The organism is Bacillus sp. FSL H8-0516, from assembly GCF_038635285.1.
In the GTDB taxonomy this organism is placed as follows: domain Bacteria; phylum Bacillota; class Bacilli; order Bacillales; family Bacillaceae; genus Bacillus; species Bacillus safensis.
On the sequence record NZ_CP152051.1, the window covers coordinates 1,606,059 to 1,629,731 of the forward strand.

Here is a 23,673-nt window from a genome sequence, read left to right on the forward strand (position 1 = left end):
GTACCTCCTGTAGAAAAGAGGTACCTTTCTGATTGACAAAAGGAGGGTCCTGTCTTGGATGAACAATTACCGATCACACGGCGGCAATTTCATATATTACTTAATCAGATTCAAATGACAGATGATGACCTCAGTCGTTACTTTGAAGAAGGAGAAATCGTCAAATTGACAGTGCATAAGGCGACGAAAACTTGGCATTTCCTTTTTAAATTTAAGGCGCTTTTGCCTTACAAAGTATACGCCATGTTTCTCAGCAGGCTGACAAATGCATTTTCACATATTGCACAAATCACTTGTACGATTGAAGTGAGTGATCCGCACATATCTGAAGAACTCGTGCAATCGTACTGGTCACATTGTGTGGAAGAACTTCAAGGAATTTCTCCCCCAATCATCAGCTTGCTTCAGCAGCAAAAACCATCGCTGTCTGGACATAAAATCATCATTAAAACGAAAAGCGAAACAGAGGCACTCGCTATTAAGAAGAAGTACAGCCCGATGCTCCAGGCCGCATTTAAACAAGTGGGCTTTCCAGAGCTGCAATTCGATACAGAAATTTTTGTATCAGATCAAGAGATTCAGAAGTTTAGAGAACAAAAGCTTGCTGAAGATCAAGAAAGAGCCATGCAAGCCCTCACTGAGATGGAGAAGAAAGAAAGTGAGGAGCAGAATGAAGCTCCGTCAGGCCCTCTGATGATTGGCTATCAAATCAAAGACAATGAAGAAATTCGTACGCTAGATAGTATCATGGACGAGGAAAGAAGAATTACCGTTCAAGGCTACGTATTCGATGCAGAAACGCGTGAGCTGAAAAGCGGGAGAACGCTTTGTATCTTTAAGATCACAGATTATACAAACAGTATTTTGATCAAAATGTTTGCAAGAGAAAAAGAAGATGCTCAGCTGATGAAATCATTGAAAAAAGGCATGTGGGTGAAAGCAAGAGGAAGCATTCAAAATGATACGTTTGTCAGAGATCTTGTCATGATCGCTAATGATGTCAATGAAATGAAACCGCAGCTGAAAGAAGATACAGCACCTGAGGGTGAAAAGCGTGTGGAGCTTCATTTACATTCCCCTATGAGCCAAATGGATGCTGTCACTGGCATTGGCAGACTTGTTGAACAAGCAAAAAAATGGGGACATGAAGCAATTGCCCTGACAGATCATGCCGTTGTACAATCCTTCCCAGATGCGTATGCAGCAAGTAAAAAGCATGGCATCAAAATGATGTACGGTGTGGAAATCAACTTAGTAGACGACGGGGTACCGATTGCATATAACCCAGAGCACCGCTTGTTAGAGGATGCGACGTATGTCGTATTCGACGTCGAGACAACTGGACTTTCAGCTGTTTATGACACGATCATTGAGCTTGCAGCAGTGAAAATAAAAGGCGGGGAAATCATTGACCGCTTTGAGGCATTTGCAAATCCCCATCACCCGTTATCAGCGACCACCATCGAATTAACAGGTATCACCGATGATATGGTGAGAGATGCACCAGATGTCGTCGACGTCGTACGGGATTTCAAAGAATGGATTGGACAAGATATCCTTGTTGCGCACAATGCGAGCTTTGATATGGGCTTTTTAAATGCAGCGTATAAACGCCTGTTAAAAACAGATAAAGCGTCAAACCCTGTCATTGATACACTTGAACTTGGCCGGTTCCTTTACCCTGAATTTAAAAATCACCGGCTGAACACCCTTTGTAAAAAGTTCGATATTGAACTGACGCAGCATCACCGGGCGATTTATGATGCAGAGGCGACAGGCTATCTCATGCTGAAGATGCTAAAAGATGCGGCTGAAAAAGAGATTGCCTATCACGATCAATTGAATGAAAACATGGGGCAGTCGAATGCTTACCAGCGCTCACGTCCTTACCATGCGACTTTGATTGCTCAAAATGAGACAGGTCTTAAGAATTTATTTAAGCTTGTTTCACTTTCTCATATTCATTATTTCTACCGGGTCCCGCGTATTCCGCGCTCTCAGCTTGAGAAATATCGAGAAGGTTTAATTGTTGGGTCTGCTTGTGATAAGGGTGAGGTATTTGAAGGAATGATGCAAAAGTCACCTGATGAGGTGGAAGACATTGCAGCATTTTATGACTATTTAGAAGTACATCCGCCAGAAGTGTATCAGCACCTGCTGCAGCTTGAGCTTGTTCGAGATGAACGTGCGTTAAAAGAAATCATCACAAACATTGTCAAGCTTGGTGAAAAGCTGAATAAACCAGTTGTGGCGACTGGAAATGTACATTACTTGCATCCAGAGGACAAAATTTATCGTAAAATCTTAATTTCATCACAGGGTGGAGCGAATCCGCTGAACCGCCATGAACTGCCAAAAGTTCATTTTAGAACGACAGATGAAATGCTCGAAGCCTTCTCCTTCCTCGGAGACGAAAAAGCGAAAGAGATCGTCGTAACAAATACGCAAAAAGTATCTGAGATGGTCGAAAGCATTAAACCTATCAAAGATGATCTTTACACACCAAAAATTGAAGGTGCAGATGAAGAAATACGGGAAATGAGCTATCAAATGGCGCGCAGCATCTACGGAGATGATTTGCCGAAAATCGTAGAAGATCGCATTGAGAAAGAATTAAAAAGTATTATCGGTCATGGCTTTGCCGTTATTTACTTAATCTCTCATAAGCTCGTAAAAAAATCACTTGATGATGGATATCTCGTTGGTTCAAGGGGATCTGTCGGCTCATCTCTTGTTGCGACATTAACAGAGATTACTGAAGTGAATCCACTTGCACCTCATTATGTATGCCCAAGCTGTAAGCACTCTGAGTTCTTTAATGACGGATCTGTTGGTTCAGGCTTTGACCTTCCCGATAAGGACTGTCCAGAATGTGGAGCGCCGTATAAAAAAGATGGACATGATATTCCGTTTGAAACGTTCTTAGGTTTTAAAGGAGACAAAGTCCCTGATATTGATTTGAACTTCTCAGGTGAATATCAGCCGATCGCACATAACTATACGAAAGAGTTGTTCGGTGAAGATTATGTATACCGAGCAGGTACGATTGGTACCGTTGCAGAAAAAACAGCATATGGTTACGTAAAAGGCTATGCAGGAGATCATAACCTTCATATGAGAGGCGCTGAAATCGACCGGCTTGTACAAGGCTGTACAGGAGTAAAACGGACAACAGGCCAGCATCCAGGCGGGATTATCGTTGTGCCTGATTATATGGACATTTACGATTTCTCACCTATTCAATACCCAGCAGATGCGACAGGTTCCGATTGGAAGACGACACATTTTGATTTCCATTCGATCCACGATAACTTGTTGAAGCTGGATATTCTTGGGCACGATGATCCAACGGTCATTCGTATGCTTCAAGATTTAAGCGGAATCGATCCAAAAACGATTCCAACAGATGACCCTGAAGTCATGAAGATTTTCCAAGGGACAGAGCCACTAGGTGTCACAGAAGAGCAAATTGGCTGTAAAACAGGCACACTCGGTATCCCAGAATTTGGGACAAGGTTTGTTCGGCAAATGCTAGAGGATACAAAACCAACGACCTTCTCAGAGCTTGTTCAGATTTCTGGACTATCACACGGTACGGATGTTTGGCTTGGAAATGCGCAAGAGCTCATTCACAATAAAACGTGTGAACTAAGTGAAGTAATTGGGTGCCGTGATGATATTATGGTCTATCTCATCTATCAAGGCTTAGAGCCGTCACTTGCCTTTAAAATCATGGAATCTGTTCGTAAAGGAAAAGGACTTCCTCCTGAATGGGAAGAAGAAATGAAGAATAATAATGTACCAAACTGGTATATTGATTCTTGTAAAAAAATCAAATACATGTTCCCTAAAGCCCACGCGGCTGCTTATGTGTTAATGGCTGTTCGTATTGCTTATTTCAAGGTGCATCATGCACTCCTGTACTATGCGGCTTACTTTACCGTTCGTGCGGATGACTTTGATATTGAAACGATGACAAAAGGATCGAATGCGATTCGAGCTGTTATGGACGATATTAATTCAAAAGGTTTAGATGCATCACCGAAAGAAAAGAACCTATTAACTGTACTAGAGCTTGCCCTTGAAATGTGTGAAAGAGGCTACCACTTCAAAAAAGTGGACCTTTACCGCTCAAGTGCAACAGAGTTTATCATTGATGGAGACGGATTAATACCGCCATTCAACTCCATCCCCGGCCTCGGTACAAACGTTGCGTTAAATATTGTCCGCGCGCGGCAAGATGGGGAATTCCTCTCAAAAGAAGATTTACAAAAACGCGGAAAAGTGTCGAAGACCATCCTTGAATATTTAGATCGTCAAGGCTGTTTAGAAGCACTTCCTGATCAAAACCAGCTTTCTTTATTTTAATGTGATAAATAAGAGCGCCCTAAAAGGGCGTTCTTTTCTCTATATACAATAATTTTATTATGTTAACTAATAAAGATTTCTTATCAATTGGAATTATTTTCTTATCCGTTCATATATCTTGATTTAGCGTGATGTTTTAAGAGAAGAGATTGTATGTCATTCTTTCTACCCAAATAGAGCTCAAAAGAGAATTTCGCCGTCTGAAATGTTCTCAAGCGACATATGATCATTCTGGGTACAGTCAGAAGGAGAATCAAGAGAAAACCTTCGATGAGCGTAAAGCTGATTGCTGTTTACTATGCTTATTTTTGAAACATATTTGATTCTTTTCAAAACTGTACAGATCACGAAACGAAGGATAGAAAGGAGGCGGTTGCGTCTATTGATCAATGTTTCACTAAAAAGAAGGGGTGAGCAATAGAGAAATGGCATCTTACAACTATGTAGAGGTTTTACAAAAATCCATGCTGTTTTATGAAGCGCAGCGGTCAGGCCGGCTTCCAGAAAGCAATCGTCTTAACTGGCGGGGAGATTCTGGACTAGAGGACGGGAAGGATGTTGGGCATGACTTAACTGGCGGCTGGTATGATGCAGGAGATCATGTGAAATTTGGACTTCCGATGGCTTACTCAGCAGCCGTGCTTGCATGGACAGTATATGAATACCGGGAAGCTTATGAAGAAGCAGAATTGCTTGATGAGATCTTAGATCAAATCAAGTGGGCAACAGATTATTTTTTGAAAGCACATACAGGACCGAATGAATTTTGGGCGCAAGTAGGTGATGGAAACGCCGATCATGCTTGGTGGGGGCCAGCAGAAGTGATGCCGATGAACCGGCCAGCTTTTAAAATTGATGAACATTGTCCTGGAACAGAAGTAGCTGCACAAACTGCGGCGGCTTTAGCAGCAGGTTCTATCATTTTTAAAGAAACAGATGCGTCCTATGCAGCAAAGCTTTTAACACACGCCAAACAGCTATATGCATTTGCTGACAGGTATCGCGGCAAATATACAGATTGTGTCACCAATGCTCAGCCATTTTACAACTCCTGGAGCGGCTATGTTGACGAACTTATTTGGGGTGGAATCTGGCTGTACTTGGCGACAAATGAAGAAACCTATTTAAACAAAGCATTAAAAGCGGTAGAGGAATGGCCGAAGGATTGGGATTATACGTTTACCATGTCATGGGACAATACTTTTTTTGCTTCACAAATCTTACTAGCAAGAATCACGAAAGAAAACAGATTTATAGAATCGACAGAGCGCAATCTTGATTACTGGACCACAGGTCTTGTTCAAAATGGAAAAGTAGAAAGAATCACCTATACGCCTGGCGGATTGGCATGGCTGGATCAATGGGGTTCACTTCGTTATGCCGCCAATGCAGCATTTTTAGCCTTTGTCTATGCTGATTGGGTATCTGATCAAGAAAAGAAAAATCGATACCAATCGTTTGCGATTAAGCAAACTCACTATATGTTAGGTGATAATCCGCGGAATAGAAGCTACGTCGTTGGGTTTGGCCAGAATCCGCCGAAGCACCCGCACCACCGTACTGCACATGGCTCATGGTCTAACCAGCTGACAAATCCTCCATCTCACCGGCACATTCTTTATGGAGCGCTTGTAGGGGGTCCTAATGCACAGGATCAATATGATGATGACATCTCTGATTATATATCTAACGAGGTGGCGACCGATTATAATGCCGCCTTTACTGGAAATATCGCCAAAATGGTGCAGCTGTTTGGTCAAGGGCAATCAAAGCTGCCAAATTTCCCGCCTAAAGAACAAGTGGAGGATGAGTTTTTTGTAGAGGCAGCTGTCATGCATAACGATACAACATCTACTCAAGTGAAAGCAGTGTTGTACAACAGGTCCGGCTGGCCGGCAAGAAGCAGTCAAACACTATCTTTTAGATATTACGTCAATCTGAGCGAGGTCTTTGCAAAGGGATTCACTGAAAAGGATATTCAAGTGACAGCAGCCTACAATGAAGGCGCTTCCTTATCGCCTTTAAAAGTATATGACGCATCAAGCCGCGTCTATTTTGCAGAAATCGATTTTACGGGCGTTGCTATTTCTCCTAGAGGAGAATCTGAGCATAAGAAGGAAATACAATTTCGATTATCTGCTCCAAATGGATCGAATATATGGGATGCCTCAAATGATTATTCCTATCAAGGATTAACATCCAATATGCAAAAAACAACAAAGATTCCTGTCTTTGACGATGGTGTTTTAGTATTTGGCACACTTCCAGACAAATAAAAATCAACGATTTTATTGAAAGGGTGAAGGACTTGTCAAACAAAGAACGGTTTTTAACGCTTTATCATCAAATCAAAAGCGATGCGAATGGATATTTTTCACCAGAAGGAATTCCGTATCATTCAATCGAGACACTCATTTGCGAAGCACCTGATTACGGGCATATGACAACTTCAGAAGCATATAGCTATTGGCTGTGGCTTGAGGTGCTGTACGGACATTACACAGGGGACTGGAGCAAATTAGAGGCAGCTTGGGACAATATGGAGAAGTACATCATCCCAGTCAATGAAGATGGAAATGATGAGCAGCCGCATATGAACGCTTATAATCCGTCCAGCCCAGCCACATACGCAGCAGAGAAACCATTTCCGGATCAATACCCAAGCCAGCTGACCGGTGCTCGTCCTGCTGGTCAAGATCCAATTGATAGTGAATTAAAATCAACCTATGGGACGAATGAAACGTATTTAATGCACTGGCTCCTTGACGTAGATAACTGGTATGGCTATGGCAACTTGCTCAACCCATCACATACAGCCGCCTATGTGAACACATTCCAGCGTGGTCCGCAAGAATCTGTATGGGAGTCCATCCCTCATCCATCACAGGACGATAAATCTTTTGGTAAGCCGAATGAAGGCTTTATGAGCTTGTTCACAAAAGAAAATCAAGCTCCAGCTGCCCAGTGGCGCTATACGAATGCGACGGATGCTGATGCGCGCGCGATACAAGCGATGTATTGGGCAAAGGAGCTCGGCTATAATCGGTCAGCTTATCTTGATAAAGCGAAAAAAATGGGGGATTTCCTCCGTTACGGTATGTACGATAAATATTTTCAAACGATTGGAAGCGGGAAGCAGGGGAATCCGTATCCTGGAAACGGAAAGGGTGCCTGTCATTACTTAATGGCATGGTATACCTCTTGGGGCGGAGGACTTGGGGAGTATGCAAACTGGTCATGGCGTATCGGAGCGAGCCATTGTCATCAAGGATATCAAAATCCTGTCGCTGCTTATGCTTTATCCTCAGATAAAGGAGGCTTAAAGCCATCTTCAGCAACAGGGGCAAGCGATTGGGAAAAAACACTAAAGAGACAGCTTGAATTTTACGTATGGCTTCAATCGAAAGAAGGAGCCATAGCAGGAGGCGCAACCAATAGCTGGAATGGAGACTATAGCGCTTATCCAGCAGGAAGAAGTACTTTTTATGATATGGCATATGAAGATGCACCTGTTTACCTTGACCCGCCTTCAAATAACTGGTTTGGAATGCAGGCGTGGCCAATGGAGCGCGTAGCAGAGCTTTATTATATTTTTGTAAAAGATGGCGACAAAACATCTGAAAATGTCCAAATGGCCAAATCTGTCATAACAAAATGGGTCAGCTATGCTTTAGATTACATTTTTATCGGCAGCCGTCCTGTGTCAGATGAAGAGGGTTATTTCTTAGATGAACAAGGACAGAGAATTCTAGGAGGAACGAATGTTTCGGTTGCTACAACAAGTGCGCCTGGAGAGTTTTGGCTTCCTGGAAATATTGCTTGGAGCGGACAGCCTGATACTTGGAACGGGTTCCAGTCTGCAACAGGAAATCCAAATTTAACAGCTGTAACTAAAGATCCGACTCAGGATACGGGCGTATTAGGAAGTCTAGCCAAAGCTTTGATATTCTTTGCTGCAGCCACAAAGCAGGAAGCAGGTGATTATACAGCGCTTGGTGCAAGAGCGAAAGATGCAGCCGCGCAGCTCCTAGAGGTTGCATGGAATTACAATGATGGCGTCGGCATAGTGACAGAGGAAGATAGAGAAGACTATGACCGTTTCTTTAGAAAAGAAGTGTATTTCCCAAATGGATGGAACGGGACATTTGGTCAAGGAAATCAGATTCCTGGAGCCAGCACCATTCCTTCTGACCCGCAACGAGGAGGGAATGGGGTCTATACGAGTTTTGCTGATCTTCGTCCGAAGATTAAACAAGATCCAGCATGGTCTTCACTCGAAAGTAAATATCAGTCTTCATTTAATGAAGCTACAGGCAAATGGGAGAATGGTGCACCAGTTTTCACTTATCACCGCTTCTGGTCTCAAGTGGATATGGCCACTGCCTATGCTGAATACCATCGTCTGATCAACTAAGAGGTTAAAAGCAAGCTGCCGGCTTCTAGCCGGCAGTTTGAATAGGTAATATGAATCCAATGAAGATAAGGGTGATTTACATGGTCAAAGAAAGAAGCTTTCTTCATCATTCATTCAATAGAGGCGAAAATGGGCAGGAAAATCTGATGTGGAAAAAAGAGGCGGATGATCGAATCTCAGAGCATAGACAAAGAGATCTTGTGATCAACGTGACAAACGGCGAAAAAAAGCCAATAGCAGGAATAGAGGTTGAAATAAAGCAAATCAGACATGAATTCGCCTTTGGTTCAGCGATGAATGATCAAGTGTTATTTAATCAACAATATGCTGATTTTTTCGTGAAGCATTTTAATTGGGCTGTTTTTGAAAATGAAGCAAAATGGTATGCGAATGAGCCAGAAAGAGGGAAAATCACCTACGAAAAAGCAGATGCGATGTTGAATTTTGCAGATCGACATCAGCTTCCAGTGAGGGGGCACGCTTTATTTTGGGAGGTAGAGGATGCGAATCCAAGCTGGCTAAGGTCACTGCCGAATCACGAAGTATATGAAGCCATGAAAAACCGGCTTGAGCATGCGGGCAATCACTTTAAGGGAAGGTTCCGGCATTGGGATGTAAACAATGAAATGATGCATGGTTCATTTTTTAAAGATCGCTTTGGGAAAAATATTTGGAAGTGGATGTATGAAGAAACGAAAAAAATTGACCCTCAAGCACTATTGTTTGTGAATGATTATAATGTGATCTCTTATGGTGAACACCATGCCTATAAAGCGCATATCAATGAACTGCGTCAGTTAGGCGCACCTATTGAGGCGATTGGGGTTCAAGGCCATTTTGAAGAACGGGTCGATCCAGTCATTGTCAAAGAGAGGCTCGATGTGCTGGCTGAGCTTGGTCTTCCAATATGGGTCACAGAGTACGACTCTGTTCACCCTGACCCTAATAGAAGAGCGGATAACCTGGAAGCTTTATATCGCGTCGCATTTAGTCATCCAGCCGTAAAAGGAGTGCTGATGTGGGGATTTTGGGCAGGTGCCCATTGGAGAGGTGAACATGCAGCCATCGTGAATTATGATTGGTCTTTAAATGAAGCAGGACGACGTTATGAAAAGCTTCTAAATGAGTGGACGACCCAAAGAGTTGAAAAAACAGATGCTAATGGCCATGTGAAATGTCCAGCATTTCACGGAACATATGAGATTCGAATCGGTAAAGAAAATAAAATGCTCAAACAAGAGACGATTGAACTTGATTCAAATGAACAAACACCGTTTCAACTAGACGTAATCCTGCCTCAAGAAGGATAGAGATAGATTGTGAGGAGAATGTAAATGAAAAAGTGGGCTCAAAGAGTGTCTTGCTTCATACTTATAGCCGCTATATGGTCTGGCTGGTTTTCGCTTACGATGAAGGCAGCCGCTTATGTGCAGACGTCTGGTACACAATTTACGCTGAACAATCAACCATTTTACTTCGCCGGCACAAATAATTACTATTTCCATTACAAATCTAAAAAAATGGTAGATGCTGTGTTCGATGATATGAAAGCAATGAATTTAAAGGTCATACGGATTTGGGGCTTTCACGACGGGGCTCCTCAAGAAAACTCAGTCTTACAATCTAGTCCAGGCGTCTATGAAGAATCTGGTTTTCAAAAACTAGATTATGCGATTTATAAAGCAGGACAGGAAGGAATAAAGCTTGTGATCCCACTAGTGAACAATTGGGATGACTTTGGCGGTATGAATCAATATGTGAAGTGGTTCGGGGCAGGATCGCATGATGCCTTCTATACAGATCCTCGTATTCAAAAAGCTTACAAAAATTATGTGCGCTATGTATTAGAAAGAACCAATACGTATACAGGTGTTCAATATAAAGACGATCCAGCTATTATGACTTGGGAATTAGCCAACGAGCCGCGGATGCAGTCAGATCCAACGGGAAATGTACTAGTCAAATGGGCAGATGAAATGAGTACATGGATCAAATCGCTGGATCGTCACCATCTTGTTGCAGTAGGAGATGAAGGATTCTTTCGCATACCAGGACATGAAGATTGGTTTTACGGAGGAGGAGAAGGCGTCGATTGGGACCGTTTAACATCTCTTCCTAATATCGATTATGGAACCTATCATCTGTACCCAGATCACTGGAGCAAGTCTGCTACCTGGGGAGTGAAATGGATTGAAGACCATATCACCCGCGGGAAGTCAATCGGAAAGCCAGTTGTGCTAGAAGAGTTTGGCTATCAAAATCAATCAGCTCGTCCTGACGTATATCAGAGCTGGCTGTCAGCGGTAGAGCAGCTCGGAGGGGCTGGTAGTCAATTTTGGATTTTAACAAGCATTCAGGACGATGACTCGCTCTATCCGAATTATGACGGTTTCCGCATTATAAAAGGAAGCAGGGAGGCAGCACTAATTAGTGAACATGCGAAAAGAGTGAATGAAAAGAATCGATGACGAATGCCTGCTGAATAAGGAACTGTTTATTTAGCTCACTCCAATTAGTAGTTCTTACTTTCCAAATAGAAAATTAAAATGCCTGTTTATCACTTTTTCTATATTTAAATTTCTTGAAATATGAATCGGTTATGCGACAACCCTTGAATAAGGTTTTCAGAAACGATCAAGAAGCAGAAGGTATTTGGAGATTCGTTAGGAAGGAGGTGGTTATATCTATTTTTTATTTTAATTCATAAAAAAGGTATTTCCAATAACTTGACTAAATGGAAATTTCATTCTATACTCTGTAGTACAGAGTTCTTTGTGGAAGAGGAGTTTATTTATGTCTAATGAAAAATTCAATAATTCAGAAATATTAGAGAATTTATCTCATATCAAGACGATTACAAACTATAAAACAGAGTATTGTAAACAAACCAGTATTTATTTTATCATTTGGGGCCTCATTTGGATAATGGGATATTCAATACCTTTACTTTTTGCTCATTCAATAACTGCAGGTGTCTTTTGGTTTATTTTAGGCATTGCGGGCTGGGTTATCACTTTAACTACATATTTTAAACAAAAGAAAATGATCCCAATGCCCTTGTTTTTAAGAACTCAATTACAATACACATGGCTTGGTCTTGGAATTATTTTAGGTATCTTTATTTTTTTAATATGTGTTGGTTTATTACCATATACATTAAATAATTTACCCTTTTATGTTGTTTTATTGGTTTCTATCATGTATTTACTCTTAGGTATTGTTCTAGCTAAAGAAATCTTTATTATGGGGTTCTGGCTAAGTGTTTTAGGTGTAACTACATTTTTATTATTTCCTAGTTTAATGAACATTATCTTCGCTTTTATTGGTGGAGGAAGTTTGTTATTAACTGGTGTGATTTTAAAAAGAAAAGGACAAGGAAATGAGTAATGTCAATAGTTTAAATGATTTAATCCATCCAAAAGTTCGGTTAGGGATTATGAGTTTATTAATGATTTATGAAAAATGTGATTTTAGCTTCTTAAAAGCCTCTTTATCTGTAACAGACGGTAATTTGGGCTCGCATTTAAAAAAATTAGAGGATGCAGGCTATGTGCTAATTACAAAGACATTTGTGGATAAAAAACCAAAAACAATCGTTAGTGTAACAGATTTAGGAGAGCACGCCTACAAAGAATATTTGAGTGTTATTGAAGCCATTTTAAAAAATAAATGACATGGAAGGAAAGGGTGCCGGATGTTGAAAATAGAAAACGTCAGTAAAAAATACGGGACTACCCAAGCGTTAAAAAGTATTACATTAACGATTCCAGAAGGAGTTTGTTATGGATTAATAGGTCCAAATGGTTCTGGTAAATCAACCTTGATGAAAATTATATCTCACATCATTAAATCTTATGAAGGCAGAGTTGAGCATGTTGGTGAGTCTAAGAGTGCGCTCGGCTACATCCCGCAAGACATCAGCTTAGAGGAAAAATTAACAGCTAAAGTAAATATGGAGTTTTTTGGACAAATTTATGGTTTGAAAGGGAAAACATTAGAAGAAAGAGTAGAAAAAACACTAAAAGATGTAGGATTGTGGGAAAGAGCAAATGATATAGTTGAAAGCTTTTCAGGAGGAATGAAACGTCGTTTGAATATTGGCTGCGCTCTAATGCATGCTCCTAAGTTAATTCTTTTAGATGAACCGACAGTGGGGGTAGATCCTCAATCAAGACGTTATATTTTCGACATCATTAACAAATTGAAGGAAGAGGGAAGAACTATTATCTATGTTAGTCATTATATGGAGGAAATAGAGAGTTTATGTGATTATGTGGCTTTCATTGATAAAGGGAACATTGTTGAAGAAGGCAAAATAGATGAGCTTTTGAATCGTTACGCAGAAACATCTGTCTTTTTTGAATCTATGATTCCTAATAAAACATTAACTAGTCTCGGGTATGATTTTGTTACTCATCAAGGTGGAGTGTTAGTTAAAACTACAAAACCATTAGATACTTTAGAAGATTTGGCTAAACTGAGTAAAAAGGAATCATTGGTTCCCCAACAATTATCTTTGTACAGACCGAGACTTGAAGATGTCTTTTTTCAATTAACAGGAACAGATTTACGTGATCAATTACAATAAAATGTCTTTATGAATGAAAAGCACTCTCGTAAATCAAAATAACTTAAAAGAGTAACTGATGTAGAAAGAGCATAAATCTAACGAACAGAATTAATTTGTGTGTACCGTAGATTTAAAATCATACGTAATTAGTCAACATTATGTGACTAATTCTAATTCGTCACATCCGAAAATGGTAAAATAAATAAAAAATGTGATTATTTAAGAGTTATATAGAAGGGAATCAAATGAATATAACGGGAGTGATGTTTATGTGGCCATTAGTCCGCATCGAATCTATAAAACAGGTGAAAGATCGATCATTGTTGTTCTGGACCATTTTATTACCAGTTGCTTCAATTATTCTTTTAATAGAATTATTTACATCAGGTAGTTCTCAAGCACAAAAAACATTAGTTGCTTCTCAATCAGTGACAGGGATGAGCGTGTTTTTCTCCACATTTGTCATTATTTCAATTGTCATTAGTTTTGTAAAAGATCGTGAGAAAGGAATTGTGGCAAGGCTAGCAAGTACTCCTTTACAGCCGCATCATTTTTTTCTTGGAAAGTGCGTTCCATTTTTTATCATTATCTTATTTCAAGTTTTGTTGTTAACCATTTTAGGGGTTTATTTATATGGTATTGAAATAACACAATACAGCTCGTATTTCTTAGTAGTTGTCCTATTATCAATGCAAGTGACTTCATGGGGAGTTGCCATCGCCGCATTTGCTAAAACTGAGAATACAGGCTTAGTAATGACGAACATGATTGCTTTAGGGACAGCAGTTGCTTGTGGTTTATGGACTCCATTTGATCAATTACCTAGTTATCTCAAAATAATTGGTATGCTCTTCCCGCAATATTGGGCACATCAAGGTTTAGTGCAATCAGTATCAACACTACCAGGGGGAGAGAATTTGATCTTAGTTACAGCAGTCCTTATAGGCTATACACTGTTAGGGTTTATTCTTTCGTTGGTTGGCTATAAAAAATATATAAAGCGAGCAAGAGGCTAGTCTCTAAAAATTTCAGCTAAATGTTATGCACCGCAAAATCAATGCTTGTATGCTGTCTGAAAAAAAGGAGTGAGTCAATGTTAAGTGAAGAGTTAGAACTGTATGTTGAAAGTTGTTTTCGGCCATATAAAAAAGACAAAACATATGAAGAAAAGAAAAAAGAATTATTAGAGCTGCTTGGAAATGTTAAATTAAAACTCGAAAATGATGGATTAAAAGATGCAGAGGTTCAGGATATGCTTATTGAAAAGCTGAAATCAGGCGAAATAAGCATTGATAATCATACATTAGTAATTGATGAACATAACCGCGTAGAGCATGTGAAAAAAATATTTGTTAATGCTGATTTAGATTGGTTAACGTTTATAAATGTTAAATATAAGTTATGCGATTTTAAGGGGCTATCGATTGTACAAAAAGTAATGAGCCATTCAGATTTTAATGGGTGCTATCTGAGAAAAGTTAATATTAGCCATTCTAAAATTTCCTCATCTACCTTTGAAAAGAGTGATTTGACTCAATCTCATTTTGAACATTGTGAGATAACGAATTCATCCTTATATGGCTGTCATTTACCCAACATTAGTATTGATGAATCATCTTTAATAAATGTTTTATTTGAAAATTGTTATTTTAAAAACATTTCTTTTGAGAATTCTAAATTAATAAATGTTAATTTTAAATCATGTACGATTAAAAAATTAAACTTTATTGGAGTGACAATGGATAAAATGACTTATCATATTTTAGAAGGAGAAGGGGCAGATTTAAGCGGTGTGGAAGTAATCGATATTTAATACAGTGGGGGCTATTGAGAAAAATCTCAATAGCCTTTTTTTTGTTTTATTCACTATCTCTTGCTGTCCCATTAACATGATATGGATGCAAGGTTTTCGTTAAGCAAAATAAATGTGGAAACTTTATTTTCAAATAAAAAATGCCCACCCACCTAGCTAAGTCTGCTTCGCTAGGTGGGCGAGCGATCTTTTCAATGATATGTCGAAAAAACTAAAGTTGATTAGAAAGTTGAAGAACTTGAGATGATTGTTGTGCAAGTGCAGCGCGCAGCCATTGGTTCGAATAAATGTTGACCTTCCCCATGTACCTTAGCAGCCAAAGCAGTTGGGATTGTAATTTTAGTCATCTTTAGACCTCCTTAGTTAAAATTTATCAACATAGATATGTAGTTGATATATTACATATGATGGTTCATAAGTCTTTATTTGTCAATATCCAAGTGTGAAAGTTTTATATTTTCTGAAAAGTCCGTTGATACCACCGAAAAAATGTGGTTTAATATGACTATGGAAAATAATACTATATTTAAAATTTAATGTATTTTAAGGTTGTATATGGTCTTTATGTTATTTTTGGATTAAAGGTTGGTGTTAATTTCGATCAAATATTTTGGGTATTTAGATATTAAGTTAATTAAATGTATGAAAAAAGTTGAGGTTACTATGTTATGAAGAACTCAAATAGAAGATTACTATTTCTATTATAAGTTTGATTAATTTAGATTTTCACCATTCACTGATAATCAGGAAAGAGAAAAGAGGGAGGGAATCTTTATGAGTATTCATTATGTCGGGATTAGAGAACCAATAAAAGCCTATTTAGAGAAGATGAAAGTTGAGTATGAAGACTATCCTGTTCAAATAATCGATTTGGGCGGGGCTGTTAGTTATGACAAAGAATACTTTATAAATAATACTGATTTTCAAACGGAAACGATTATTTTATCTAATAGAAGGCATACTGTCGAGGATGAACTAGGTTCTCTTGAAAGTGAATTATTGAAAATCTATCAGAATAGCATACTTTATAGGACTTCACCGCTTGATATTAATATAGAACTTTATAGAGGATGGGCAGGTGCTACTGGTAAATTAATAACTGCATTTTCTCCCGAGGGAGTTAATTGGATCAATACAAAAGATGTTGTAAAGGCATGTTTGATCCCTAAACAGGATGTTAGGAATCGCGCTGGAAAGGCATATGATTTAACAGGACCAGAGTTAGTAAGTATGAGTAGGCTGAAGGATATATTTGAAGAGGATTTAAACATGAAAATTGAATTGTATTGTAAAAGTAAAGAAGAGGTCATATCAATTTTGTCCCAGAACAATATGCCTTTAGACGTATTAGAATGGTTAGCCGAATTTCAAGAAGCTTCTTCTTCAAAACATTTACAGCCATTTACGAACACGCTGGAACAAATAATTGGTCACCCCCCAAATCAGGCACAATTATCTAAAATACAAATTAATTATTCTTAAAGGAGGAATAATATATGTTTGTCAAAGATCAAGAAATGACGAGGTATAAATTAGCACCACACATTACGCTAGGTAAACTAGAAGACAGTTTGATTGGTTTAAAAGCGCAAACTGTCACCAAAATTGAAGGTGACGGAATTATTGAATTTATTCAAGAAATTTCTAATTATCTTACGGAAGATAATGGGGTTTCCATTAAAGAGCTGGAGGAGAATTTCGAAGTAGAGAGTGATCAATTAAAACATGTCCTCGAATTTTTAGTTGCGAACGGAATGTGTGTTAAGACGGATATGACCTTTGATTTAACTGCGCTTTTGTCTTATGAAAGAGCCGGTGGACAAGTATTGGTTGAAGATATACTAGATCGTTTAAAAACAGGGATTGTTGAAGTTATTACGCGAGATCATAACCCAATTGCTACTGAATTCATTCGTCATTTGCAAGCGGCAGGGCTACAAGTAGTGCTTAAAGGAGAATTAAATAAGCAGCCAGATATCAGGGTTGCTATTGGCAACTCTCATTTAGATCCGATTTTTGAAGAAATAAATGATCTGGCATTAGAAGACCATGTCCCTTGGTTAAGCATTGTGCCATATGATGGACAGACATCTTGGGTAGGTCCATTTTTCTTGCCACATCAATCAGCTTGTTTACATTGCTATAACCTTCGAAAATCAGCAAATTTTTCTGACGAAGTATTGCGATCAGACTTAATGAAAATAAAACCTATAAATCCTGAAAAGAAACCGGTTTATCATATGCCGATTAATTTAGTTCAAATCGGAATTGCAAGTAATTTAATTTTAGAATGGCTCACACTAAAAGATTACGCACCAAGTGCAACACCAGGTGGATTTACAACAATTAATTTAGATGATAAAGGTGTCTCATGTAATCATCATCGTGTTTATCGAGTTCCTAGATGCCCAAAGTGTTCCCCAGCTGCAGATACAGGTTTTCCTCAAGTTTGGTTTCATGGTGAGGTGAATAATTAATTATGGCTAATAAATGGACAACGTTAGAAGAGTCATGGGAAATACTCGACCAATTGGCAGATCCTTATGTTGGGATAGTCCGTAGAGAGTATAGAAAACTCAGAGACGTTGATGATATATGGGGTCATTCATATGGAGCGCATGGTACAGACAGCAATATTTTATTTGGAATACCATCTAATTCATATAATGGGGGAGGATCTGCTAATCCAGCTGCAGCCAGATTAGCAGCTATAGGTGAAACGGTGGAAAGATATAGTGCCGCTTATTTACCTTTAAACTCTGATGTTGTATGTTTTGGTACTCAAAAGGACTTAATCAATGAAGGCAAATCAGTAATTGGCTTTGATAAGTGGGAGATGTATGCTGTCACTCAATATGAAGACCCGAATTTTCCTCATGATAGATGGAATGAAGATACAAAATTATGGTGGAGAAAAGGTCATATTGCTGAAAATAATGAAGAAGTTTGGACGCCTGCTCAATTAATTCATATTGCAAACTATACTGAGTGGCCAGGAGACCCCAATATTGGTCATGCAACTAGTAATGGACTAGCTTGTGGTATTACATATCAAGAAGCGGCAATCTCAGGTTTATTTGAAACAATTGAAAGAGATGCATTTATGCTTACTTGGTACAATAAGTTAAGTTTACCGCAGATCGATATTAATACCTCACCTAGATTAAAACACTTCTATGAAAGATATATTAAACCTACTTCTCTTGATTTGCATTTAGTAGACATGAGCATTTTTTCTGGTGTTCCTACTATTTTGGCAGTGATAAGAAATCCTCATACAGATTTAGCTCCATTTGCTATTGGCGCGGCCTCTGCTCATTCAATTGAAAGAGCATGTGAGAAAGCTGCAATAGAGGGAATGTATACAAGAACTTGGGTAAAAACAGAACAACGATTAGGGAACGCCTTAGTGGATGTAGATTATCATCGAGATATTAACAGTTTTGAAGATCATATTAAACTCTATGCGGGAACAGATATTGTGAAAGAAGCTGATTTTTTAACAGCGAGTGAGAAATTAGTGGACGTTAAAGACTATACACCGTTTGATGATCGTTCTCCAGACATTTTATGGACTAACCTTGTCAGTCATTTATCAAAACAAGGATATCATGTGGCAACTTTTGATTTAACCAGCCCTGATATAAAAGATGCTGGTGCCTATGTCGTAAAATCAATTATTCCTGGATATAAACCGATTGACGTTCTTTATAGAGGTAGAATGTTGGGCGGAGAACGAATTTTAAAACATTCTTATCATTTAGGTTTAGTAGATAAACCTTTTAAGTTAGAAGAACTGAATCCAATTCCACATCCATTTCCTTAATATCGTAGAAAGGTGATTAAATATATGAATAGTATTGAAAGACATGCTACTAATTTGGCTGATGTTGTGTATGGAAACGAAGCATTACGGTTTGATGATCCTTCTGAAAATTGGTTTGAGGCAACAAAAATCTATAGGGGTTCAATGGCATGGGACGCACCTGGTGTTGCAGGGCTGCTGCGATCTCAAACTTTGCAAAAGATTGCTACACATGCAAGTAAAAGATTTGATGACCTACCTTTAATTTTACTACCTAAACCATTAAATACAAATATAACTTTAGACGATGTCATTAAGGAACGAAGAAGTGCAGATTATTTTAACGGGGGGAGTGTTTCATTAGAACAACTCTCAACAGTTTTACAGAAGAGTTATGGATTGGTAGAGCGTAAAGAGGGACCTAGACGCCCTATACCATCTGGCGGGGCACTTTATCCGCTAGATCTATTTATTGTAGCCAATAAAGTGGATTCTTTAGACAAAGGTATTTATCATTTCGATCCGTATAGAAAAGGATTGACTAAAATGGGTGATTACTCTGAAAAAGAATTTGAGAAAATAATGTTACAAGAAGAATCCGTTCAAGATTTTGCATTTGCTGTAGTCATTTCAGCTAATTTTTGGCGTTCTCGATTTAAGTATGGACATCGTTCTTATCGCTTCGTTTTTATGGAGGCAGGACATGTCATGCAAAATATGATTTTGCTATCTACTGCACAGAAGATTAATAGCCGACCATTCGGAGGGTTTATCGATGATGAGTTAATGGAACTGATCGGTGGATTTAATGGAGTAGATGATGCCCCAATTTATACATTGATTGCGGGTACTTAAATAGATGATTTCAATGGTAGCAGCTTTAGGGATCCTCATTCACTTTTTGGGTCCCTTAAGCTCTAAAATGGTGATCAAAATCAAGAGAGATAAACCAATATCCGATCGAAAGTTAATAACATATATCACTCCTCAGAGGAGCTATGATGGATTCACGATTATCGGAGCTTCTATATGCTGTGGAGCATTTTCTCAAGAGCTCTTAGTTGAAATTTCTAATAATAAAAATGTGTATGGTGTTTTATTCTTCTTTTTATTAGGTGTCCTATTACCGTCATTTCTATGGAAATTAAAAAACAAAGTTGTTGCATTTAGAGGCAGATATGTTGTCAATGTTGATTCAATCATTTTTCTTCCATTAACGGCTCTATCAGAAGAATTGATTTGGCGGTTCTTTCTTCCGTTATTATTACTAACAAATTCTGTGGAGTCTGTAGCGGTATCGATCTGTATCAGTTCAATAGGATTTATCTTGCTGCATATACCAATAGGCGGTGTTAAGTCTATTGCTTATATGTCGCTTTTTACATTAATCACAGTTATTTCATACTTAACATTTGGTATTCTAGCAGCGATAGCATTTCATATTTCACATAATCTGTTCATTCATTTTTTTCAACCTCGCAAAATAAAGAACTTCAAAACGAAACCTCCCGTATTATCTGAAACTGATTGGTGAGACTTTTTATAAAGGTGGTAAACCCTGTGATAATACAAGAAAAGATAAAAGAGCTTAAAGGAAAAAGAGCTCTGGCGCAGTCATGGTTTTTGGATCCAGAAAAAAGAAAAATAAGTTCAAATTATGATAATCGAGAAACGCCATTTACTCGATGTCTATCAGCTGAAACTTTCATTTCTTATTATCAACTAACATTCAAAAAAAACCCTGCCTCTATTTTAGATATAGGATGTGGACAAGGGCAGATGCTTGAGTATTTATCTAAGCAATTACCTCTAGCTGATTTGACTGGAATTGATTCATCTGAAGAAGCCATACACTGTGCAAATCAATTGAATATAAAAGCTCATTTTATTTGTACAGATATCAAAAATTTTTCATCACATGCGAAAAGTTATGATGCGATTTTAATACATCTGTGTTTTGGGCTATTTGAAGATCCTTTAGCATTATTAGAACAGTTACTTCCTTATTTATCAAATGAATCTATTATTTATATAGTTGATTTAAATCGAGATAGTATAGAAAGTGGATTGAGTTCAGTTGAGAACAAAGAAGAAGAACTGTATTTATATGATCAATATCACGCCTCATTGACATTATCTGAGTTCGAGCAGTTACTCACCTATATGACCAAAACTAGAAAAGATATGATGTATAAGATTGGTACTTCTATAATTGGAGGGTTTAGCCCATTTAGTATGGAATTTTTATCGTTAATAGGAAATGAAAATTTACAACAAACGTTAAGGCAGGTTCCAGATGAATATAGCAATTCAGCACAGAAGACACCTTTACTTTTACATGCATGGCTGATTAAACAGTCTGGATAAATTCATTCCATATAAACATGGTTCTTTCTCTATGTATAATATGAAGGTTATCCGTTCAGTCTCCGCCTGCTCTTCGGGGAGTTCAATATGAATGATCTTTACATTGCTATTCCCTAAAAATTAGAACTCGGTTCTCTGAAGTGAGTGAGCAAAGGCAAAGTGCTTATTTCTTTAACGTTAAAGTACTTATCCATTAGGGGGGGTGAAAAATTTGAAAGTGAAGGCTGTTTACTGATACACTCTTTGCTTCTATATAAATAACCATACTGTGTCATACAAAATGTTTTTTGGAAATAGAGATGGCTTAGTGTAGATGTTACTTTCTTTCATAGGGGAGCTCTGTTCTTCGCTCATTGCATTCAGGTGCATTATTACCAGTCCGCTCTATTCATAGTGGCTTTCCGTTTATATATAAAGGAAGAGAGAGGTATTAATGGTACTGAACATGCTGCAGTAATCGTTGAGCAAGTACCTATTATAAGGAGGAACTTCATTTGCATAAAAAAATTGGATATGGTATAGTTTTTATGGAAATGCTAACGATTACCGAGACAAGAGTGGGGAAACCCGCTCTTTTGTATTGAACAGGCAATTTTTGTCTCGACATTATTCATCCGTTTTCTGCTCCCCCTGCTCACATAAAGCAGGGTTTTTATGCAGAATGATTGATAAGAGCGTTTATCGAAAGCACAAGGAGGAAGAGAATGAGCAAAAAAGTAGTGGATGTCGTAAGCGAAATGGTGCAGCCAATTTTAGATGGCTTACAGCTTGAACTCGTTGATGTTGAATTTGTCAAAGAGGGTCAAAACTGGTTCCTTCGCGTGTTTATTGACTCTGATAAAGGTGTCGATATCGAAGAGTGTGCCAAAGTGAGCGAAGCCTTGAGCGAAAAGCTTGATGAGGCAGATCCGATTAGCCAAAACTACTTTCTTGAAGTGTCCTCTCCTGGAGCGGAGCGCCCATTAAAGAAAAAAGCTGATTTTGAAAAAGCACTTGGAAAAAATGTTTTCATGAAAACATATGAACCAATTGATGGTGAAAAAGCATTTGAAGGTGAGCTTACAAGCTTTGATGGTGAGATTGCAACAGTGACAGTGAAGATCAAGACAAGAAAGAAAGAGATCAATATTCCATACGAAAAAATTGCTAACGCAAGATTAGCAGTTTCGTTCAATTAACCTTTTCATTGATATAAGGGGGAACCATAAAAATGAGTAGTGAGTTGTTAGATGCCCTGACTGTTCTTGAGAAAGAGAAGGGTATTAGTAAAGAAATTATAATTGAAGCGATAGAAGCTGCACTCATTTCTGCATATAAGCGTAATTTTAATCAAGCACAAAATGTTCGTGTTGATTTAAACCGCGAAACGGGAACAATTCGCGTGTTCGCAAGAAAAGATGTTGTAGATGAAGTGTATGATTCTCGCCTTGAAATCTCTGTAGATGATGCAGCCAATATTAACCCGAATTACATGGTTGGTGACGTCGTTGAGATTGAAGTCACACCAAAAGACTTCGGACGCATTGCAGCTCAGACAGCGAAACAAGTTGTGACGCAGCGAGTGAGAGAAGCAGAGCGTGGTGTGATCTACACTGAGTTCATCGACCGCGAGGAAGACATTATGACGGGAATCGTTCAGCGGATTGACAGTAAATTTATTTACGTGTCACTTGGCAAAATCGAAGCCCTTCTTCCTGTCAATGAACAAATGCCAAATGAAGAATACAAACCACATGACCGCATTAAAGTGTTCATTACAAAAGTAGAAAAAACAACAAAAGGACCACAAATTTATGTGTCTAGAACACATCCAGGTCTTTTAAAGCGTTTATTTGAAATTGAAGTACCAGAAATTTATGATGGTACTGTAGAGCTTAAATCGGTTGCTAGAGAAGCTGGGGACCGTTCTAAAATATCTGTTCGTACAGATGATCCTGATGTTGATCCAGTTGGCTCCTGTGTTGGACCAAAAGGCCAGCGTGTACAAGCAATTGTCAATGAGCTAAAAGGCGAAAAAATTGACATTGTCCATTGGTCTAATGACCCGGTTGAATTTGTTGCCAATGCGCTCAGTCCATCAAAAGTACTTGATGTCATTGTGAATGAAGAAGACAAGGCGACAACAGTCATTGTCCCTGATTATCAGCTGTCATTAGCGATTGGTAAAAGAGGTCAAAATGCCCGCCTTGCAGCGAAGCTGACTAGCTGGAAAATCGACATTAAAAGCGAAACAGATGCAAGGGAACTCGGTATTTTCCCAAGAACTGAAGACTCTGAATCTCTTTTCTTAGAGGCTGAACCAGTAGCTGAGGAATCTGACGAATAAGAGGTGATAT

The 23,673-nt window shown here is 38.6% G+C and carries 19 protein-coding genes; 18 read left to right on the plus strand and 1 reads right to left on the minus strand.

From position 1 onward, the window contains the following. Window positions 1–114: 114 nt before the first annotated feature. The 10 genes from MHB67_RS07975 to MHB67_RS08020 all read left to right on the plus strand — a co-directional run bounded on the left by MHB67_RS07975 (window position 115) and on the right by MHB67_RS08020 (window position 15,165). On the plus strand, window positions 115–4,368 hold the full coding sequence (locus MHB67_RS07975; RefSeq protein ID WP_239500383.1) for a PolC-type DNA polymerase III: 4,254 nt from the start codon (window positions 115–117) through the stop codon (window positions 4,366–4,368). A gap of 425 nt (window positions 4,369–4,793) precedes the next feature. Further along, window positions 4,794–6,644, plus strand: coding sequence for a glycoside hydrolase family 9 protein (locus MHB67_RS07980; protein ID WP_342492878.1), 1,851 nt, complete (start codon window positions 4,794–4,796; stop codon window positions 6,642–6,644). 32 nt (window positions 6,645–6,676) lie between these two features. Then, on the plus strand, window positions 6,677–8,782 hold the full coding sequence (locus MHB67_RS07985) for a glycoside hydrolase family 48 protein (RefSeq protein ID WP_044330586.1): 2,106 nt from the start codon (window positions 6,677–6,679) through the stop codon (window positions 8,780–8,782). Between the two features lie 80 nt (window positions 8,783–8,862). After that, entirely contained in the window at window positions 8,863–10,092 is a 1,230-nt protein-coding gene (locus MHB67_RS07990) for an endo-1,4-beta-xylanase (protein ID WP_149126655.1), read from the plus strand. Between the two features lie 24 nt (window positions 10,093–10,116). After that, a complete protein-coding gene (locus tag MHB67_RS07995) occupies window positions 10,117–11,250 on the plus strand; it encodes a cellulase family glycosylhydrolase (protein ID WP_342492879.1) in 1,134 nt (377 codons plus the stop codon). 325 nt (window positions 11,251–11,575) lie between these two features. Further along, window positions 11,576–12,169 (plus strand): hypothetical protein, encoded by a 594-nt coding sequence (locus MHB67_RS08000; protein WP_234107804.1) that lies wholly within the window; start codon window positions 11,576–11,578, stop codon window positions 12,167–12,169. Next, window positions 12,162–12,455: a transcriptional regulator gene (locus tag MHB67_RS08005; RefSeq protein ID WP_234107805.1), complete on the plus strand. Its 294-nt coding sequence runs from the start codon at window positions 12,162–12,164 to the stop codon at window positions 12,453–12,455. The genes MHB67_RS08000 and MHB67_RS08005 overlap by 8 nt, the downstream gene beginning before the upstream one ends. A 21-nt stretch (window positions 12,456–12,476) precedes the next feature. Beyond that, a complete protein-coding gene (locus MHB67_RS08010; protein WP_133743808.1) occupies window positions 12,477–13,370 on the plus strand; it encodes an ABC transporter ATP-binding protein in 894 nt (297 codons plus the stop codon). A gap of 251 nt (window positions 13,371–13,621) precedes the next feature. Next, window positions 13,622–14,368 (plus strand): ABC transporter permease, encoded by a 747-nt coding sequence (locus MHB67_RS08015; protein ID WP_024427002.1) that lies wholly within the window; start codon window positions 13,622–13,624, stop codon window positions 14,366–14,368. A 77-nt stretch (window positions 14,369–14,445) separates the two neighbouring features. Continuing rightward, window positions 14,446–15,165: a pentapeptide repeat-containing protein gene (locus MHB67_RS08020; protein ID WP_234107807.1), complete on the plus strand. Its 720-nt coding sequence runs from the start codon at window positions 14,446–14,448 to the stop codon at window positions 15,163–15,165. Between the two features lie 221 nt (window positions 15,166–15,386). Here the strand turns inward: MHB67_RS08020 and MHB67_RS08025 are convergent, their stop codons facing one another. Then, a complete protein-coding gene (locus MHB67_RS08025; RefSeq protein ID WP_080701195.1) occupies window positions 15,387–15,512 on the minus strand; it encodes a plantazolicin family TOMM peptide in 126 nt (41 codons plus the stop codon). 427 nt (window positions 15,513–15,939) lie between these two features. Between MHB67_RS08025 and MHB67_RS08030 the strand changes: the two genes are divergently transcribed. The 8 genes from MHB67_RS08030 to nusA all read left to right on the plus strand — a co-directional run bounded on the left by MHB67_RS08030 (window position 15,940) and on the right by nusA (window position 23,663). Further along, window positions 15,940–16,647 (plus strand): hypothetical protein, encoded by a 708-nt coding sequence (locus MHB67_RS08030; protein ID WP_234107809.1) that lies wholly within the window; start codon window positions 15,940–15,942, stop codon window positions 16,645–16,647. Between the two features lie 14 nt (window positions 16,648–16,661). After that, window positions 16,662–17,642, plus strand: coding sequence for a TOMM precursor leader peptide-binding protein (locus MHB67_RS08035; RefSeq protein ID WP_234107810.1), 981 nt, complete (start codon window positions 16,662–16,664; stop codon window positions 17,640–17,642). Window positions 17,643–17,644: 2 nt separating this feature from the next. Continuing rightward, entirely contained in the window at window positions 17,645–18,991 is a 1,347-nt protein-coding gene (locus MHB67_RS08040) for a YcaO-like family protein (protein ID WP_206533855.1), read from the plus strand. Window positions 18,992–19,015: 24 nt separating this feature from the next. Then, complete coding sequence (locus MHB67_RS08045) at window positions 19,016–19,825, plus strand: SagB/ThcOx family dehydrogenase (RefSeq protein WP_206533854.1); 810 nt, start codon at window positions 19,016–19,018, stop codon at window positions 19,823–19,825. Window positions 19,826–19,838: 13 nt separating this feature from the next. Continuing rightward, the gene (locus tag MHB67_RS08050) at window positions 19,839–20,504 is read left to right on the plus strand and encodes a CPBP family intramembrane glutamic endopeptidase (protein WP_248351306.1); all 666 of its coding nucleotides are present in this window, start codon (window positions 19,839–19,841) and stop codon (window positions 20,502–20,504) included. 26 nt (window positions 20,505–20,530) lie between these two features. Next, the gene (locus MHB67_RS08055) at window positions 20,531–21,337 is read left to right on the plus strand and encodes a class I SAM-dependent methyltransferase (protein ID WP_248351307.1); all 807 of its coding nucleotides are present in this window, start codon (window positions 20,531–20,533) and stop codon (window positions 21,335–21,337) included. 704 nt (window positions 21,338–22,041) lie between these two features. Beyond that, a complete protein-coding gene (gene rimP / locus MHB67_RS08060; RefSeq protein ID WP_003211398.1) occupies window positions 22,042–22,515 on the plus strand; it encodes a ribosome maturation factor RimP in 474 nt (157 codons plus the stop codon). Window positions 22,516–22,547: 32 nt separating this feature from the next. After that, window positions 22,548–23,663: a transcription termination factor NusA gene (nusA, locus tag MHB67_RS08065; RefSeq protein ID WP_024424140.1), complete on the plus strand. Its 1,116-nt coding sequence runs from the start codon at window positions 22,548–22,550 to the stop codon at window positions 23,661–23,663. Window positions 23,664–23,673: the final 10 nt, after the last annotated feature.